Raw genomic sequence first — 15,451 nt, forward strand, 5'->3', positions numbered from 1 at the left:
GGAGAAGGATGAGCCAGCCGATGCCGGAACAGGGGTCCGATGCTAGAAATGGGACATGAACGGACGTCTCGGACGACCCAGGCGTGCGTCGGGCCGGACACGCGCCGAACTTCCCGGTCGGAGCGATCGGGACGGGCGTCCGGCCTCGGGGTATGCCGGTGGCGCGCCGCGCCCGCGGGGTGCCGAGAAGGCGCCGCGCCCGCCGCACCGGGGGCTCCGTGTCCTGCTGGGCCCCCGTACGGTCGCCGGTCAGGTACTCGTGCTCCAGGTCGTGGTGGCGGTGCTGCTGATCACCGCCGCCGTGGTCGCACTGGCGTTCCAGGCCCGGTACGACAGTGAGCGGGACGCCCAGAACAGGTCGCTGGCCGCCGCCGAGTCCTTCGCCGACGCCCCGGGCACTCTCCAGGCGCTGACGTCCCCCGATCCGGCGGCCGTGCTGCAACGCCCCGCCGAGCAGGCCCGGCGCGGCTCGGGCGTGGACTTCATCGCGGTGATGGCGCCCGACGGGACGCGCTACGCGGACACGGACCGCTCCCTCATCGGCACGCGCGCCGAGGGCGTCGAGCGGGCATCGGCCGGGTCCCCCTTCACGGAGATTTTCGAGGGCGCCCCGAACGACGCGGCGCGGGCGATCGTCCCCGTCACCGACGCCACCGGCTCGGTCGTCGGGCTCGTGGGCGCCGGCGTCACCATCGACAGCGTCGGCAACGCGGTCGACCGCCACCTGCCCATGCTGCTCGGGTCCGCCGCCGCCGCGCTGGCGTTCGCCACGGCCAGCTCCGCGCTGGTCAGCCGACGGCTGCGGCGGCAGACGCACGACCTCGGCCCCACCGAGATGACCAGGATGTACGAGCACCACAACGCCGTCCTGCACGCCGTGCGCGAAGGGGTGATCCTGATCGGGGGCGACGGCCGGCTGACGCTCGCCAACGACGAGGCGCGCAGGCTCCTCGAACTGCCTCCGGACGCGGAGGGGCGCCACGTCGCCGGCCTGGGCCTGGACCAGGACACCGCCGAACTGCTCGCCTCCGGCCGTACCGTGACCGACGAGGTGCGACTGGCGGGCGACCGGCTGCTGGCGGTCAACACCCGGCCCACGGCCCCGTACGGCGGGGCGTCCGGCACGGTCGCGACGCTCCGCGACACCACCGAGCTGCGGGCGCTGTCCGGCACGGCGGAGGTGGCCCGGGAGCGGCTGAAGCTGCTGTACGAGGCGGGGGTGCGGATCGGCACCACGCTGGATGTGACGCGGACCGCCGAGGAACTGTCGGAGGTGGCGGTCCCCCGGTTCGCCGACTTCGCCACGGTGGAGCTGCTGGACCCGGTCCTGCGGGGCGAGGAGCCGACGGAGGAGCACACCGAGATGCGGCGCGCCGCCACCAGCGGCATCCGCGAGGACCCCCCGCTCCAGCGGGTGGGCGACCTGATCAGGTTCGACGTCCCGACCACGCCGATGGCGGCGGCGCTGCGCGGCGGGCACGCGGTGCGGGAGGCCGACCTGACGGTGGCGCACGGCTGGCGGGCCCAGGACCCCCAGGGTGCGGACGAGGCGCTGGCGTACGGCATCCACTCGCTGATCGTGGTGCCGTTGCAGGCGCGTGGCGTGGTGATGGGCATGGCCAACTTCTGGCGCTCGGAGCGGGCCGAGCGCTTCGAGGAGGAGGACCTGGCCTTCGCGGAGGAGCTGGCGGCCCGCGCCGCCGTCGCCATCGACAACGCGCGCCGCTTCACCCGCGAACACACCATGGCCGTCACCCTCCAGCGCAGCCTGTTGCCCCGCGTACTGCCGGAGCAGGACGCCCTGGAGGTCGCGTACCGCTACCTGCCCGCGCAGGCCGGGGTGGGCGGCGACTGGTTCGACGTCATCCCGCTGCCCGGCGCGCGGGTCGCCCTGGTCGTGGGCGACGTGGTGGGCCACGGGCTGCACGCCGCCGCCACCATGGGGCGGCTGCGCACGGCGGTGCACAACTTCTCGGCCCTCGATCTGCCGCCGGACGAGCTGCTGGGCCACCTCGACGAGCTGGTCGCCCGCATCGATCTGGAGGAGGCCGGTGACGGCAGCGGCGACGGCATCACGGGGGCGACCTGTCTGTACGCGATCTACGACCCGGTGTCCGGCCGGTGCAGCGTGGCGACGGCGGGACACTTCGCGCCGGCGCTGGTCTTCCCCGACGGGACGGCAAAGTTCCCCGAGGTGCCCGTCTTCCCCCCGCTGGGCCTGGGCGGCGGGCCCTTCGAGACCGCCGAGCTGCGACTGCCGGAGGGGAGCCGGATCGTCCTGTACACCGACGGCCTGATCGAGCACCGGGACCGCGACGTCGACGCCGGGCTGCGTCTGCTGCGCGACACGCTCGCGGACCGCGCGCACCGTACGGCGGAGGAGACCTGCCAGGCCGTCTTCAGCGCCATGCTGCCCCCGCACCGCAGGGACGACATCGCGCTGCTGGTGGCGCGCACGTGCCTGCTGGACCGCGAGCGGGTCGCCGACTGGGACGTGCCCGCCGACCCGTCTGCCGTGGCCCCCGTCCGCGCGGCGTGCGGCCGGCAGCTGGAGGCGTGGGGGCTGGGGGACATCGGCTTCACCACGGAGCTGATGCTGAGCGAGCTGATCACCAACGCGATCCGCTACGGCTCCGAGCCGATCCACGTACGGCTGCTGCGTGAGCGCACCCTGATCTGCGAGGTGTCCGACGGCAGCAGCACCTCACCGCACCTGCGGCGCGCGGCCACCACGGACGAGGGCGGACGCGGGCTGTTCCTGGTCTCCCAGTTCGCCGGGCGGTGGGGCACCCGGTACACCCCCACGGGCAAGGTGATGTGGACCGAGCAACCCCTCACCGGCGGGGCGCAGCCGGTGGCGGGGTTGCTGCTGGACGACCTGGCCCGGTGAGCGCCGCCGTCGGCACCGGTCCGGTACCGACGGCGGGCGGTGACCGGGTGCGCCGGCCGCGGACGACGGCGCCCAGCGGTCCGCGACCGCGCGCCGCTTAGGGAGTGTCTTCACAGTAGCGTCGTCCGCCCGTGAGGCGGGCCTGGCGGTGTCCGGTGCGTGCGATCGCAAGGCGGAGGAAGGAGCCACTGCGGTGGGGGCACCTCCCGTGTCCGAAGGGCTACGGGGGACATCGGCGACTGACGACAACGCGGCTGGGGGTACCCCCGGGCGAAGCTCTGGGGAGTGCGTGCCGGGCGCCCGCCAGGCAGACGGGACTGTGAAGACACGACCTAGCGGCGGCGGGCGCAGGACCAGGCGCCCATGCCCTGGATGGCGGCGAGCTTCTTGGCGGTCGCGATCTGCTCGCTCTTCGTGGCCAGGTCGGCCCGGGGCGCGTAGGCGCGGCCCCCGGCGGCCTCCCAGCTCGACTGGGTGAACTGCAGGCCGCCGTAGTGGCCGTTGCCCGTGTTGGCCTTCCAGTTGCCGCTGGACTCGCACCGGGCGATGGCGTCCCAGTCGACGCGTGGAGCCGCGTACCCGCTCGCGGCGTGGGCGCCGGGGGCGGCGAGCAGCAGCGCGGCGTGAGCGGCGATCACGGTTCGGATCAGCGTTCTGACGGAGCAGGTGTGCGTACGTCGGGACATCGGCATCCTTCGCTCGGCGAACCCGTCCGCGGGGGCGGACAGGGCAAAGTCGACCGTAGAGCCGTGTATCCGGTCCGGCACGCCGGGTTGGGCCCATCGAGCTGTCGTGATCGATGAATCGGCACAACGCGCCTCGGTCGGCTCACACCCGTCCGTGCGCCTTCTGCGCGCGCCGCGACAGCGCGTCGATGACCACGGCGACGAGGAGCACCCCGCCCGTGATCATGAACTGTACGGCCGCCTGGATGCCCAGCAGCGCCACCCCCGAGGCGATGGACTGGATGACGAGGACGCCCAGCAGCGCGGACCACACCCTGCCGCGTCCGCCGAACAGGCTGGTGCCGCCGATGACCGCCGCCGCGATGGCGTTCATCAGGAGGTTGCCGCCGCCCGAGGCCTGGCTGGCCGAGGTGACGCGGGAGGCCAGGAAGAGCCCGCCGAGCGCCGCCATCGTGCCCGACACCATGAAGACCGAGAGGCGGATGCCCACCACGCCGAGTCCGGCCCGGCGGGCGGCCTCGACGCCGCCGCCGAGCGCGAAGATCATCCGCCCGTAGGTGGTGCGGCGCAGCACGTGGTCGAGGCCGACGAGTACGGCGATGAAGAGCAGCAGGGCGAGGGGCAGTCCCTGGAAGCGGTTGAGCACGAACGCGGCGGCGAAGGCGACCAGGGCCAGCGCGCCGGTCCGTACGCCGATCTCGGCCGGGGTCCTGGACGGGACCCCCGCGGCCCGGCGCCGTGCGGCGTCCCTCACGGAGACGAGGACGTACCCGGCGACGCCGAGCGCCGCGATGCCGTACGCGACGGCCACGTCGGTGAAGTAGTAGCCGGTCAACATGGCGACCAGGCCTTCGTCGTCGAGGTTGATGGTGCCGCTGGAGCCCAGGATGTAGAGCATGAGGCCGTTCCAGCCGAGCAGCCCCGCGAGGGTGACGACGAACGCGGGCACGCCGAACGTCGCGAAGAAGAACCCGTGTACGGCTCCGACGGCCATGCCCAGGATCACGGCGATCAGTACGGCGAGCCCTTCCGGCAGCCCGTGGCGGACGTTCAGTACGGCGAACGCGGCGGCGGCGAGGCCGCTCACCGAGCCGACCGACAGGTCGATCTCGCCCAGGAGGAGCACGAAGACGACGCCGACGGCGATCAGTCCGGTGCCGACGATGTCCACGCTGAGGTTGGACAGGTTGCGGGGCGAGAGGAACTTCTCGTCCAGGCTCACGAAGATGATCCAGATCGCCGCGAGACTGAGCAGGACGGGCAGTGAGCCCAGCTCGCCGCCGCGGAGCCTGTCCCGCCAGGCCCGGGCGTGGCCCGTGCGTCCCGTCGTGGTGGGCGCGCTCACAGGTCCCCCTTCCACTCGCGTGAGGCGCGGCGCGTCACGGCGTTGTCCGTGGCGCCGGTGATGGAGGAGATGATCTGTTCGTGGGAGGTCGTCGTCACGTCGAAGAAGCCGTTGTTGCGGCCGAGGCGCAGGACGGCGGTCCAGTCCGCCACCGCCTTGACGTCACCCATGTTGTGGCTGATGAGCAGCACCCCCAGTCCGCGTTCGCGCAGCTGGTCGACGAGGTCGAGGACGTGCGCGGTCTGCTCGATGCCCAGGGCGGCGGTCGGCTCGTCGAGCAGGACGAGCCGTGGCTCGCCCAGCAGCGAGCGGGAGATGGCGACGGTCTGCCGCTGCCCGCCGGACAGGGAGGCGACGGGTACGCGCACGCTCGGCATGCGGATGGAGAAGGTCTCCAGCAGGGCGAGGGTGCGGCGCTCCATCTCCACCTCGTCCAGGATGCCGAGCCGGTGGATCTCCCGGCCCAGGAAGAGATTGCCGACGACGTCGAGGTTGTCGCAGAGCGCCAGGTCCTGGTAGACGGTCGCGATGCCGAGGTGCTGGGCGTCGTGGGGGCGTTCGATGCGGACGGCGCGGCCGTCCCACTGGATGACGCCCTCGTCGGCGGGGTCCACCCCCGCGATCACCTTGACCAGGGTGGATTTTCCGGCGCCGTTGTCCCCGACCAGCGCGACGACCTCGCCGGCGCGGATCTCCAGGTCGATGTCCGCGAGCGCCTGCACCGCGCCGAAGCGTTTGGAGATGCCGCGCATCGCCAGCAGGGGTGGTGCCGACCTGTTCGTATGAGCCACTTGCTCCTCCGCCCTAGGGGGTGAGTCCCGCCTTGGCACAGTCGGCCGCGTACCTCGGGGTGCAGATCTCGCCGAGGGTGTACACGCGGTCCTTGACGACGGTGTCCTTGATGGTGTCGGCCGTCACGGAGACCGGCGTGAGCAGGACCGCCGGGATGTCGCGGGTGGTGGGGCTGCTCACCCTGCTGGTCGCGACCCGGTCGGGGCTCTCGCCGCGCAGCAGCGCGACGGCCATGGTGGCGGCGGCGCCGGCCTCCAGCCGGAACGGCTTGTAGACGGTCATGTACTGGTCGCCTGCGACGATGCGCTGGAGGGCGGCGAGCTCCGCGTCCTGCCCGGTCACGGGAGGCAGCGGGTGGATCTTGGCGGCTTTGAGGGCGGCGATGATGCCGGAGGCGAGGCCGTCGTTGGCGGAGTAGACGCCGTCGATGTTCCCGGCGCCGAGGGAGGCGATGGCGCCCGACATGTTCATGTTGGCGTTCACCGGGAGCCAGTCGGCGGTGTCGTACGCCTTCGCGATCGTCACCCTGCCCTCCAGGGCGGACAGCGCGCCCTTCTTGAACCAGGCGGAGTTGGGGTCCGTGGCGGCACCGTTCATCATCACGATCCGGGCGCCGCGCGCCTTGTGGCCGAGCGCTTCGAGCAGCGCCTCGCCCTGGAGCCTGCCGACCCGTTCACCGTCGAAGGAGACGTACGCCGAGATCGGCCCCTCCACGAGCCGGTCGTAGGCGACGACGTGGATGCCGGCGTCCCGTGCCCGCTCGACCGAGGAGCGCAGCGACCTGGAGTCGACGGCGTCGAGGATCAGCACCCCGACCCCCTTGGTGATCATGGTGTCGACCTGCTGTTGCTGGGTTGCCACATCGTGCTGGGCGCTGGCGTACTCCACGGTGCACTCGGGGCACAGCTCACCCACCCTCCGCTCGATCAGGGGCTTGTCGAACGTGTCGAACCGTTCGGTGTGGTCCGGCAGCAGCAGTCCGATCGTCCGGCCGTCGCCCGACGTCCGCTCGCCCGGCTCGCTCACCTGGCTCGCCGTGCCGCACGCCACCGGGCCGCAGGCCAGGACCAGTCCGGCCGCGAGGGCGGCGGCACGGCGGCGGTGGGTGGTCATCACAGGTCACCTCCTGCCGGCGGGACGGCTGGGCCCGGTGCCGTCGTCGGGCTGGTCGTCGGGCTGGTCGCGCGGTGAGAGGGCGATCTCCGCCCACACCTGTTTCCCGCCGCTCAGCGGCACCGAGCCCCACGACGTGGACAGCGCCTCGACGAGCAGGAGCCCGCGCCCGCCGGTGGCCTCCCAGTCCACGCTGGTGGCCTTGACGGGCGTACGCGGCGACGCGTCGTTCACGGCGACGCGCAGCCGGTCCGCCGCCAGCGTCAGGTCCAGCCGCACCTCGCCCCGGGTGTGCGCGATGGCGTTGGTGACCAGCTCGGAGACGACCAGCAGGACCATGTCGACCTCCTCCATCACACCCCAGGAGCGCAGGGCGCGCCCGGTGAACCGCCGGGCGTGCATGACGGCGTCGGGCAGCCGCCACACCGTCCACCGCGCCCGGACGGGACGCACCCGCATCCCGTCGTAGCGCAGCAGGAGCACCGCCACGTCGTCGTCACGGCGGCGGACGCCGGCCACGAGTTCGTCCGCCATCCGTCCCACGTCGGCCGGGTCGGCGGCGTCCAGCACCGAGCGCACCCCGCGCAGGCCGTCCTCCAGGGTGAGCGTCGCGGACTCCACCAGGCCGTCCGTCAGCAGGGCGATGAGGCTCCCGGGGGCGAGGCCGATCTCGGTCATGGGGAACTCGGCGTCCGCCATGACCCCGAGCGGTGGGCCGCCCTCGATGTCCAGCTCCTCGGTGGCGTCGCCGGGCGGGCGCAGCAGCGGCGGCAGGTGCCCGGCCCGGACGACCAGGGCGATGCCCTCCTCCATGTCCAGGTCGACGTAACAGCAGGTGGCGAACAGGTCGGTCTCCATGCCGACGAGCAGACGGTTGGCGTGGGCCACCACGACATCGGGCGGGTGGCCCTCGACGGCGTAGGCCCGGATGGCCGTGCGCATCTGGCCCATGATCGTGGCCGCTCCGGCGCTGTGCCCCTGCACGTCGCCGATGACCAGGGCCACGTGACCGTCGGAGAGCGGGATGACGTCGTACCAGTCCCCGCCCACTTCGAGGCCGACCGTCGCGGGCAGGTAGCGTGCGACGGCGACGCCTCCGGGCAGGGCCGGCAGTTTGCGGGGCAGGAGGCTGCGCTGGAGCATCGTGGCGAGTTCGTGGCCGGCGTCCAGGGCGTGGGCGCGCATCAGCGCCTGGCCCACCAGTCCGGCGGTCGCGGTGAGCAGGGAGCGTTCCTCGGGTCCGAACCGGTGCTCGCCGTCCCAGCCGACGAGGCACACCCCCACCATCCTGCCCTCCGCGGGCAGCGGCAGGACGGCGAGGCCGCCGGGGCCGATGCCCTGGAGGCCCGGTTCCAGGTCGGTGCCCGGGGGCCACAGGGCCACGTGGCCCTCGCGCAGGGCGCTCTCCAGGGTCGGCAGGGCGTGGCAGGACGCGTCCGGCCACTCCGAGCGCCACTCCGACCGCCACACCTCCGGCCACGCGTCGGGCTCCGGCGGGTCGAGGACGGTGACGACGAGTCGGTCGCCCTCCAGTTCGCCGACGGCGACCCGGCTCGCGCGCAGGGGGGCGCGCAGCGACTCGACCACGACCCTGCTGACGTCCCGGATGGTCGTGGCGCCGGCCAGCGCGGTGGACAGCCGCTGCACCAGGGACACGTCGTCGGGGGTGGGGCGCAGGTAGGAGGCGTCGCCCACCACGCCGAGCATGCGCTCCGGCCTGCCGTCGCGCCCGCTCAGTACCCGGCAGCGCAGGCCCAGCCAGCGCAGCTCACCGCCCGGCCGGCGGATCCGGAAGGCCAGCTGCTGGTCGGCCGAGGGCCGGTCCGGTTCCACGGCCGACATCAGCGCCGGTAGGTCGTCGGGGACGGCACAGGCCAGCAAGGTGGCCACCTGCCCGTCGAACTCCGCCGGGGGGATGCCGAGCAGGTTGAGCACCTGCGCGTCCACGTCCATGCGCCCGGTCCTCAGGGTCAGGGTGAACGCGCCGCCGCGCAGCGGGAGCAGCGGGGGGCCCGCAGGCGTGCCGGCCTCGGCGGGTACGGTGACGCGGGCCGCGGCGGCCTCCAGCCCGGCCGCCGTCTGGTCGGCGTACAGCTCCAGGAACGCACGCTGGTCCGTGTCGAAGCCGTCCTCGGTCCTCCCCACCACCAGGAGGCATCCCAGCAGCCGGGTGCCGCCGCCGAGCGGGAGCGCCCCCAGCGACACGGGGCCGTCCACGCCGTACCGGGCGAGGTCCCGGGCGGTCAGCCACACGGGGCGGTGCGCGCGGCAGGCGACGGCGACCGGTGAGTGGTCCGACAGGTCGTACGACGCCGGCATCGCGTACGGCGTGTGGGTGTCGCCCACCACCTCGGCCAGGCGCAGGGCGCCGCCGGTGTCGGCGGGCACGTAGACACCGGCCAGCCGCACCCCGCAGGACGCGAAGATCTGCCCGGTCACAGCGTGCACCGCCTCCGGTCACCGTCCATGGTCCTCATCCCATGCTGCGCCCTTCCCGGCACGGTCAGCCAGTCAGGCCGCGGCGCCGTCGCCCGGTCGGCAGGCCCCCGATCGCGTCCATGACCGGCGGTGGCGGTCGGGGCCGTCCACACGAACCCCGCCCCCGGGCCTGCGGGCGGTCGCACCCGCGTCACGCGGGAATGGCGCGTTCCGCCCGCGTTTCCGCCCGTGCCGTCCCAAGACCCGGACGGGCTACGGCGATTGACGGGTTACGGTCCGACGATGGAGTGGACGACTCTTGTGCGTACCGTGGTCGGTGCGGCCATCGCCGCCGCTTCCGGCGCGCCTCGCGCGCCTGCACCGGGAGCGCCCGCACCGGGAGGCGGAAGTGCGGCGCGCCCGGTACGGGGAGTACCTGCGCGATCCGCGCGACGCCGTCGCCGACGGGGCGGTGCACGGCAGTGCGGACCACGCCCCGGGCCGGGATCGGGACAACGACCGGCTGCAGGAGTTGCGGGCCGCCAGGCGGCGCGATCCGGGCGGCGGCACCGGTTGTGACGCGCCGCTGAGGAGGGGGAGGCATACGCGGCCGGATACGGGGCACCAGCACCCCGACCCGAGCAGGCGCCGGTTCGTCCCCCCGGCCGGCGCCGAGCCCGAACCGGCCCCGCCACCTTCCTGTCCCGGGTGGCGGGGCCGCCCCGCGTCGCGGGGTGGACATCACACCGGACCGTGCCGGCCACGCCGGGAAGCCGGATCCCGCCGATGGCGGCGGACGGGGAGTCGGGCGGGCGCACGCCGGGCATGCCCGACGGGAACGTCCGTGCGGTGGGGCAGTCGCACGGAGCGCGACCGACGGGCGATCATGACCTGTTGTGCACGGGGCGCAGCGGACCGATACGGAGGAGTGGACAGATGCCGAACGAGCGCGCGGGACAGCCGGCACGGCCGGAGGACCTCATCGATGTGGCCCGGCTGGTCACCGCGTACTACGCCTTGCACCCCGATCCGGCCGAACCGGCCCAGCGCGTCACCTTCGGCACGTCCGGGCACCGCGGGTCATCCCTCGTCGCGGCGTTCAACGAGGATCACATCGTCGCGACGAGCCAGGCCATCTGCGAGTACCGGGACCGTCAGGGCATCGACGGGCCGCTGTTCCTCGGCGCGGACACCCACGCCCTGTCCGAGCCGGCCCGGGTCACCGCCGTCGAGGTCTTCGCCGCCAACGGGGTGACCGTGCTGATCGACGCGGCCGACGGGTACACCCCGACCCCGGCGGTGTCGCACGCCATCCTCACCCACAACCGAGGACGGACCGCGGGTCGGGCCGACGGGGTGGTGGTCACCCCCTCGCACAATCCGCCGGCGGACGGCGGGTTCAAGTACAACCCGCCGAACGGCGGACCCGCGGGGTCGGAGGCGACCGGCTGGATCCAGGAGCGGGCCAACGAGATCATCACGGGCGGTCTCAAGGATGTGCGGCGCCTGCCGTACGCCCGGGCTCTGGCGGCTGCCACCACCAGCCGGTACGACTTCCTCGGCGCGTACGTGCGGGACCTGCCGTCCGTACTCGACCTGGACGCCGTGCGCGCGGCGGGCGTACGCGTCGGGGCCGATCCGCTCGGCGGCGCGTCCGTGGCGTACTGGGGCCGCATCGCCGAGGAGCACCGCCTCGACCTCACCGTGGTGAACCCCGAAACGGACCCCACGTGGCGGTTCATGACGCTGGACTGGGACGGCAGGATCCGCATGGACTGCTCCTCCCCGCACGCGATGGCGTCCCTCATCGCGGGCCGCGACCGCTTCGCGATCGCCACCGGCAACGACGCGGACGCCGACCGGCACGGCATCGTCACGCCCGACGGCGGGCTGATGAACCCCAACCACTACCTCGCCACCGCGATCGACTATCTCTACCGCCACCGGGAGCGGTGGCCGGCCGGCGCCGGGATCGGCAAGACGCTGGTGTCCTCCGGCATGATCGACCGGGTGGCGGCCGACCTGGGCCGGGAGCTCGTCGAAGTGCCCGTCGGCTTCAAGTGGTTCGTGGACGGGCTGGCCGGGGGCACGCTGGGCTTCGGTGGTGAGGAGTCCGCCGGCGCGTCGTTCCTGCGGCGCGACGGGTCGGTGTGGACCACCGACAAGGACGGCATCCTCCTCGCGCTGCTCGCGTCCGAGATCCTGGCGGTGACGGGCCGCACGCCGAGCGAGCACTACACCGCGCTCACCGACCGGTTCGGCGAACCGGCCTACGCGCGGGTCGACGCACCCGCCGACCGGGAGGAGAAGGCCGCGCTCGGCCGCCTGTCGCCCGCCCAGGTGACCGCCGACACGCTCGCCGGTGAGCCGATCACCTCGGTGCTCACCCGGGCGCCCGGCAACGGCGCGCCCATCGGCGGGATCAAGGTGTCCACCGCCAACGCCTGGTTCGCCGCGCGGCCGTCGGGCACCGAGGACGTCTACAAGGTGTACGCCGAGTCCTTCCTCGGCCCCGATCACCTGGCCCGCGTCCAGGAGGAGGCCCAGTCCGTCGTGTCGGCGGCCCTGAACGGCTGACGGCCGGCGCCCGGGGCCGAGCGGTCAGCCGGCCCCGGGGAAGGCGTCGGCGCGGACGTGCGGCATGGGCCTGCTGCTCACCTCGTAGAGACCGCCCGGCAGCCGCGCCGCGGGCACGAGCCGCACGGCGAGCGGGCCCGCCCACTCATAGCCGCGCTCCTCGCCGTGGCGCGCCAGGGAGTCCGTCAGCGCCTGCCCCACCTCGCCGCCGTGGTGCGCGAGTTCCTCGTACACATCGGCGGCGAGCTCCACCTCGTACGCGTTCGGTACGACCACCCTGTTCTCGCTGCACACCACGGCGTGGTCGTCGCACTCGCGCCGCAGCGCGTCGAGGAGTTCGACCGGCTCGGTGTGGCGGACCTTGGCGACCAGGCCCTTTTCCCAGCGTTCGAGAGCTCGTTCCCATCGGCTCAGCGTTCCCATACGGTACGCGTGCCCGCCACGGGGAGACCCACGCGGCGGAACGGCGGTCATGATTCCGGTGTGCCGGGGCACGTGGGTTACCGAGCGGGAGCCGATGGGGCTCCACGCCCCGGAACAGCCTTCCGGGGCGGACCACTCGGAGGAAAGGACGCACTCATGTCGCAGGTCGAGGAATCCATCAAGGTCGCCGTCCCCGTGCGCACCGCCTACAACCAGTGGACGCAGTTCGAGACCTTCCCTCAGTTCATGGAGGGCGTCGAGCGGATCGAGCAGCGCACCGACACGCTCACCCACTGGGTGACCAACGTCGACGGTGCGAAGCGGGAGTTCGACGCCGAGATCACCGAGCAGATCCCCGACGAGCGGGTCGCCTGGACGACCGTGGGCGGCGAGGCGCGCCAGGCGGGTGTCGTCACCTTCCACCGCATCGACGACGCGACCACCAAGGTGATGCTCCAGATGGAGTTCGAGCCCGAGGGCGTGGCCGAGACGGTGGGCGACAAGCTGGGCTTCGTCAAGCGCCAGGTCGCCGGTGACCTGAAGCGGTTCAAGCATTTCATGGAGGAGCGCGGCACGGAGACCGGCGCCTGGCGCGGGAACGTCTGAGCCGCCCGGCCGGTGGGGCCGGGGCGCCGGTCCGGCTCCGCCGGGGCTCCGGCCCAGGTCTCACGCCAGGCTCATCGTGAAGCTCACGGTGGTCCCGACGGGGCCCGGGGTGACCGTGAGCCGGTCGGTGATCAAGCGCGTGAGCCACAGGCCACGGCCGGGGGCGGAGCCGTTGAGCCCGGGCGCGAGGTCGGGGATGACGTCCTCGCTGAAGCCCGGGCCCCGGTCGCTGATCCGGCACTCCAACTCCCGCCGGGTCCTGGTCAGGACCAGCAGCCCCCGCCCGCCGGCGTGCTGGACGACATTGCCGGCCACGGCGTCCATGGCCACCACGAAGTCCCCGCGCCGGGGCTCCGGCAGCCCGGCGAGCGAGGCGTGGCTCTCCACGAGCACGCGCAGCCGGGGAATGTCCGCGGCGCCGAAACCCCGCCGCAGCAGCACGTCCTCGTTGATGCCGGGCACTCCCCCGGTCGAGTCCAGCGTCATGGCCCTACCCCGTCACTTCGAGGCCGGCGGGGTCCGCGCCGAGACGCCGCAACAGCCGTGCGTGCCCCTCGGTGCAGCGGACTCGTACGGGCCGGTGGGCCGTTGCCCGGTCGAGTACGAGGACGAGCTCCGCGGCGCACTCGGCGCCCAGGAACCCCGTTCGGGTCACGTCGATCGTGACCGCCCCGGCCCCGACCTCGGGTCCGGCCTCAGGTCCGGCCTCGGGTCCGGCCGGCCGGGGCGCCCGGAGCAGGTCGGTCAAAGCTCGGCGGAACCGCGGATACGTCGCCAGGTCCGCCTCGCCGATGACGCGCAGGGCGCCGGCGGAGCGCAGGAACCTCAGGTGTCCGAACGCGGGCAGCAGGTTCCGCGGGTGCGCCCGGTGCATGGTGTCCAGGACCGGCCCGGGGAAGCGGTGACGGTCGTACGCGCAGATCTCGCTGTAGAACCCGTCGGTGAAGAGGTGCCCGGCCCGGCGCTCCCGGTCCATCATCGCGTCCAGGCCGGCGCCGAGGTCCGCCACCCAGCCCATGTCGATGTACGTGCGCAGTCCGCTGTAGCCTCGTGGCGTGCCGTCTCGGTCTCCTCCACGATGCGCTGCCACTGCCGGTCGGCGGTGAACCGCGCGGCCGGCAGGATCAGTTCCCGCATGCTGCTCAGCTCCAGTTGGGCCCTCTCGTGGCCGGAAGCGACCAGCCGCCCGGAGGCGTCCTCCAGCCGCGACCGGACCTGCGCCTCGGTCAGACGCGGCGGTCCGAAGACGATGACCTTCTCCCCCCGGGCCAGCCCCGCCCAGACGAACGCGGCCAGTACGTCCCAGCCGGGCGCGTCGCTGTCGTAGCACAGGAACGCGTGGTGTCCGGGCCCCATGTGCTGCACGGGCAGCGTCCCGGGATGGCGCTCCCCGCCGACGAGCCCGCCCATTGACCCCACCCCCGCGTAACCGCCGTGTAGCCGTACGTTAGCCAACGACTGCGAACAGTGGCCAACGCGTTGCACGACGAGCGGTCTTCCTGCTAATGGGTGACGGTCGGCCGTCCGGGTGCGCGTCACCGGTTCGTCCCCTCCCGGGGAGCGGGCGCCGGGCTCGCGCGCCACGATGCTTCCGAGGGACCGCCGCGTCCCGTGACACCGCGTGAGGCTCCCCCTCTCCGCCCCTCCTGCGACAAGGAAGCGCCGTGATCACCACTGACTTCGCCCCCGGCTCCCCCTGTTGGCTCGACCTCGGCGCCCCCGACGTCCCCGCCGCTGCCGACTTCTACCGGGCCGTGTTCGACTGGGAGTTCCAGTCGATGGGCCCCGAGGCGCCGGACTACGGGGTCCTCAAGCTGAACGGCAGGACGGTGGCGGGGCTCGGCCCGCTCACCGAGGAAGGGGCCCGTTCGGCGTGGATGATCTACTTCCGCACGAACGACGCCGACGCCACGACGGAGGCGGTGCGGCGATCGGGCGGCACGGTGCGGGTCCCCCCGATGGACGCCGACGGGGAAGGCCGGATGGCTCAGTACACGGACCCGCTCGGTGGCCAGTTCGCCGTGTGGCAGCCGGGCACCACCAAGGGGCTGGAAGCGGTGGACGAGCCGGGGACCCTGTCCTGGACCGAGCTGTACACGACGGACGCGGCTGCCGCCAAGGAGTTCTACGGCGGCCTGTTCGGCTGGGAGACCCAGGACATGCCGCTGCCGGGCGATGGCGGCGTGTACGCGCTGATCACACCGTCCGGTCTGCCCCCGGAGCGTATGCACGGCGGTCTCATGGAGCTCTCGGCCGACCACCTCTCCCTGACGGGCGGCCGTCCTTACTGGCACCCGGTTTTCGCGTCGGCCGACTGCGACGAGACGGTCGCCCGGGTCACCGCGAACGGTGGCAGCGTCCAGATGGGGCCGGAGGACGCGGAGGGCGTCGGGCGGCTGGCCGTCTGCCTGGACCGGGCGGGCGCGGACTTCGTGGTGCTCACCCCGGCCGAGGGCTGACCACCGGCGCCGGCCCGGTCCTCACCGTCCCGTCCGCCCGTCGGCGCCTGCCCCGCCCGCCCGCCGGGCCCGGGGTCGGGGTCGGGGTCGGGGTCGGGGTCGGGGTCGGGGTCGGGGTCGGGGTCGGGGTCGGGGTCGCGCC

General features: G+C 73.4%; 13 protein-coding genes. 4 read left to right on the forward strand and 9 right to left on the reverse strand.

Annotated features, from left to right (window positions below; translation table 11 throughout):
- Positions 1-223 precede the first annotated feature (223 nt).
- Positions 224-2,890, forward strand: coding sequence for a SpoIIE family protein phosphatase (locus tag ABZZ38_RS06045; RefSeq protein WP_356736264.1), 2,667 nt, complete (start codon positions 224-226; stop codon positions 2,888-2,890).
- A 332-nt stretch (positions 2,891-3,222) separates the two neighbouring features.
- Here the strand turns inward: ABZZ38_RS06045 and ABZZ38_RS06050 are convergent, their stop codons facing one another.
- The 5 genes from ABZZ38_RS06050 to ABZZ38_RS06070 form a co-directional block, all read right to left on the reverse strand.
- Complete coding sequence (locus ABZZ38_RS06050; protein ID WP_356736212.1) at positions 3,223-3,576, reverse strand: transglycosylase family protein; 354 nt, start codon at positions 3,574-3,576, stop codon at positions 3,223-3,225.
- Positions 3,577-3,718: 142 nt separating this feature from the next.
- Positions 3,719-4,921: a sugar ABC transporter permease gene (locus ABZZ38_RS06055; RefSeq protein WP_356736214.1), complete on the reverse strand. Its 1,203-nt coding sequence runs from the start codon at positions 4,919-4,921 to the stop codon at positions 3,719-3,721.
- Complete coding sequence (locus ABZZ38_RS06060; protein WP_356736266.1) at positions 4,918-5,673, reverse strand: ATP-binding cassette domain-containing protein; 756 nt, start codon at positions 5,671-5,673, stop codon at positions 4,918-4,920. The genes ABZZ38_RS06055 and ABZZ38_RS06060 overlap by 4 nt, the downstream gene beginning before the upstream one ends.
- Before the next feature lie 52 nt (positions 5,674-5,725).
- A complete protein-coding gene (locus ABZZ38_RS06065; RefSeq protein ID WP_356736215.1) occupies positions 5,726-6,826 on the reverse strand; it encodes a sugar ABC transporter substrate-binding protein in 1,101 nt (366 codons plus the stop codon).
- Between the two features lie 6 nt (positions 6,827-6,832).
- Entirely contained in the window at positions 6,833-9,265 is a 2,433-nt protein-coding gene (locus ABZZ38_RS06070; protein ID WP_356736217.1) for a SpoIIE family protein phosphatase, read from the reverse strand.
- A gap of 915 nt (positions 9,266-10,180) precedes the next feature.
- Between ABZZ38_RS06070 and pgm the strand changes: the two genes are divergently transcribed.
- Positions 10,181-11,821 carry a phosphoglucomutase (alpha-D-glucose-1,6-bisphosphate-dependent) gene (pgm, locus tag ABZZ38_RS06075; RefSeq protein ID WP_356736219.1) on the forward strand — a complete coding sequence of 547 codons (1,641 nt, stop codon included), beginning with the start codon at positions 10,181-10,183 and terminating at the stop codon, positions 11,819-11,821.
- Positions 11,822-11,845: 24 nt separating this feature from the next.
- Here pgm and ABZZ38_RS06080 read toward each other — a convergent pair whose 3' ends face one another.
- Positions 11,846-12,244, reverse strand: a complete 399-nt coding sequence (locus tag ABZZ38_RS06080; RefSeq protein WP_356736220.1) for a DUF3662 domain-containing protein — start codon at positions 12,242-12,244, stop codon at positions 11,846-11,848.
- A gap of 156 nt (positions 12,245-12,400) precedes the next feature.
- Between ABZZ38_RS06080 and ABZZ38_RS06085 the strand changes: the two genes are divergently transcribed.
- Positions 12,401-12,850, forward strand: a complete 450-nt coding sequence (locus ABZZ38_RS06085) for an SRPBCC family protein (RefSeq protein WP_356736222.1) — start codon at positions 12,401-12,403, stop codon at positions 12,848-12,850.
- 60 nt (positions 12,851-12,910) lie between these two features.
- Here ABZZ38_RS06085 and ABZZ38_RS06090 read toward each other — a convergent pair whose 3' ends face one another.
- The 3 genes from ABZZ38_RS06090 to ABZZ38_RS06100 are packed head-to-tail and all read right to left on the reverse strand — an operon-like array spanning position 12,911 to position 14,260.
- A complete protein-coding gene (locus ABZZ38_RS06090) occupies positions 12,911-13,336 on the reverse strand; it encodes an ATP-binding protein (protein ID WP_356736224.1) in 426 nt (141 codons plus the stop codon).
- Between the two features lie 4 nt (positions 13,337-13,340).
- Positions 13,341-13,868: a hypothetical protein gene (locus ABZZ38_RS06095; RefSeq protein ID WP_356736226.1), complete on the reverse strand. Its 528-nt coding sequence runs from the start codon at positions 13,866-13,868 to the stop codon at positions 13,341-13,343.
- A complete protein-coding gene (locus ABZZ38_RS06100) occupies positions 13,826-14,260 on the reverse strand; it encodes an MEDS domain-containing protein (protein ID WP_356736228.1) in 435 nt (144 codons plus the stop codon). Before ABZZ38_RS06100 ends, ABZZ38_RS06095 begins: the two co-directional genes overlap by 43 nt.
- Before the next feature lie 254 nt (positions 14,261-14,514).
- Between ABZZ38_RS06100 and ABZZ38_RS06105 the strand changes: the two genes are divergently transcribed.
- Complete coding sequence (locus ABZZ38_RS06105; protein WP_356736230.1) at positions 14,515-15,309, forward strand: VOC family protein; 795 nt, start codon at positions 14,515-14,517, stop codon at positions 15,307-15,309.
- The last annotated feature ends 142 nt before the right edge of the window (positions 15,310-15,451 follow it).

Origin of the sequence: Streptomyces sp. NPDC006368, assembly GCF_040612535.1 — a bacterium.
GTDB lineage: Bacteria > Actinomycetota > Actinomycetes > Streptomycetales > Streptomycetaceae > Streptomyces.

What these genes read in the sequence shown, in the direction of transcription:
- ABZZ38_RS06065 (WP_356736215.1), bottom strand. Translation starts at nt 6,826, where the DNA reads ATGACCACCCACCGCCGCCGTGCCGCCGCCCTCGCGGCCGGACTGGTC.
- ABZZ38_RS06095 (WP_356736226.1), bottom strand. Translation starts at nt 13,868, where the DNA reads ATGGGCTGGGTGGCGGACCTCGGCGCCGGCCTGGACGCGATGATGGAC.
- ABZZ38_RS06100 (WP_356736228.1), bottom strand. Translation starts at nt 14,260, where the DNA reads ATGGGCGGGCTCGTCGGCGGGGAGCGCCATCCCGGGACGCTGCCCGTG.
- pgm (WP_356736219.1), top strand. Translation starts at nt 10,181, where the DNA reads ATGCCGAACGAGCGCGCGGGACAGCCGGCACGGCCGGAGGACCTCATC.
- ABZZ38_RS06060 (WP_356736266.1), bottom strand. Translation starts at nt 5,673, where the DNA reads ATGCGCGGCATCTCCAAACGCTTCGGCGCGGTGCAGGCGCTCGCGGAC.
- ABZZ38_RS06080 (WP_356736220.1), bottom strand. Translation starts at nt 12,244, where the DNA reads ATGGGAACGCTGAGCCGATGGGAACGAGCTCTCGAACGCTGGGAAAAG.
- ABZZ38_RS06050 (WP_356736212.1), bottom strand. Translation starts at nt 3,576, where the DNA reads ATGTCCCGACGTACGCACACCTGCTCCGTCAGAACGCTGATCCGAACC.
- ABZZ38_RS06085 (WP_356736222.1), top strand. Translation starts at nt 12,401, where the DNA reads ATGTCGCAGGTCGAGGAATCCATCAAGGTCGCCGTCCCCGTGCGCACC.
- ABZZ38_RS06090 (WP_356736224.1), bottom strand. Translation starts at nt 13,336, where the DNA reads ATGACGCTGGACTCGACCGGGGGAGTGCCCGGCATCAACGAGGACGTG.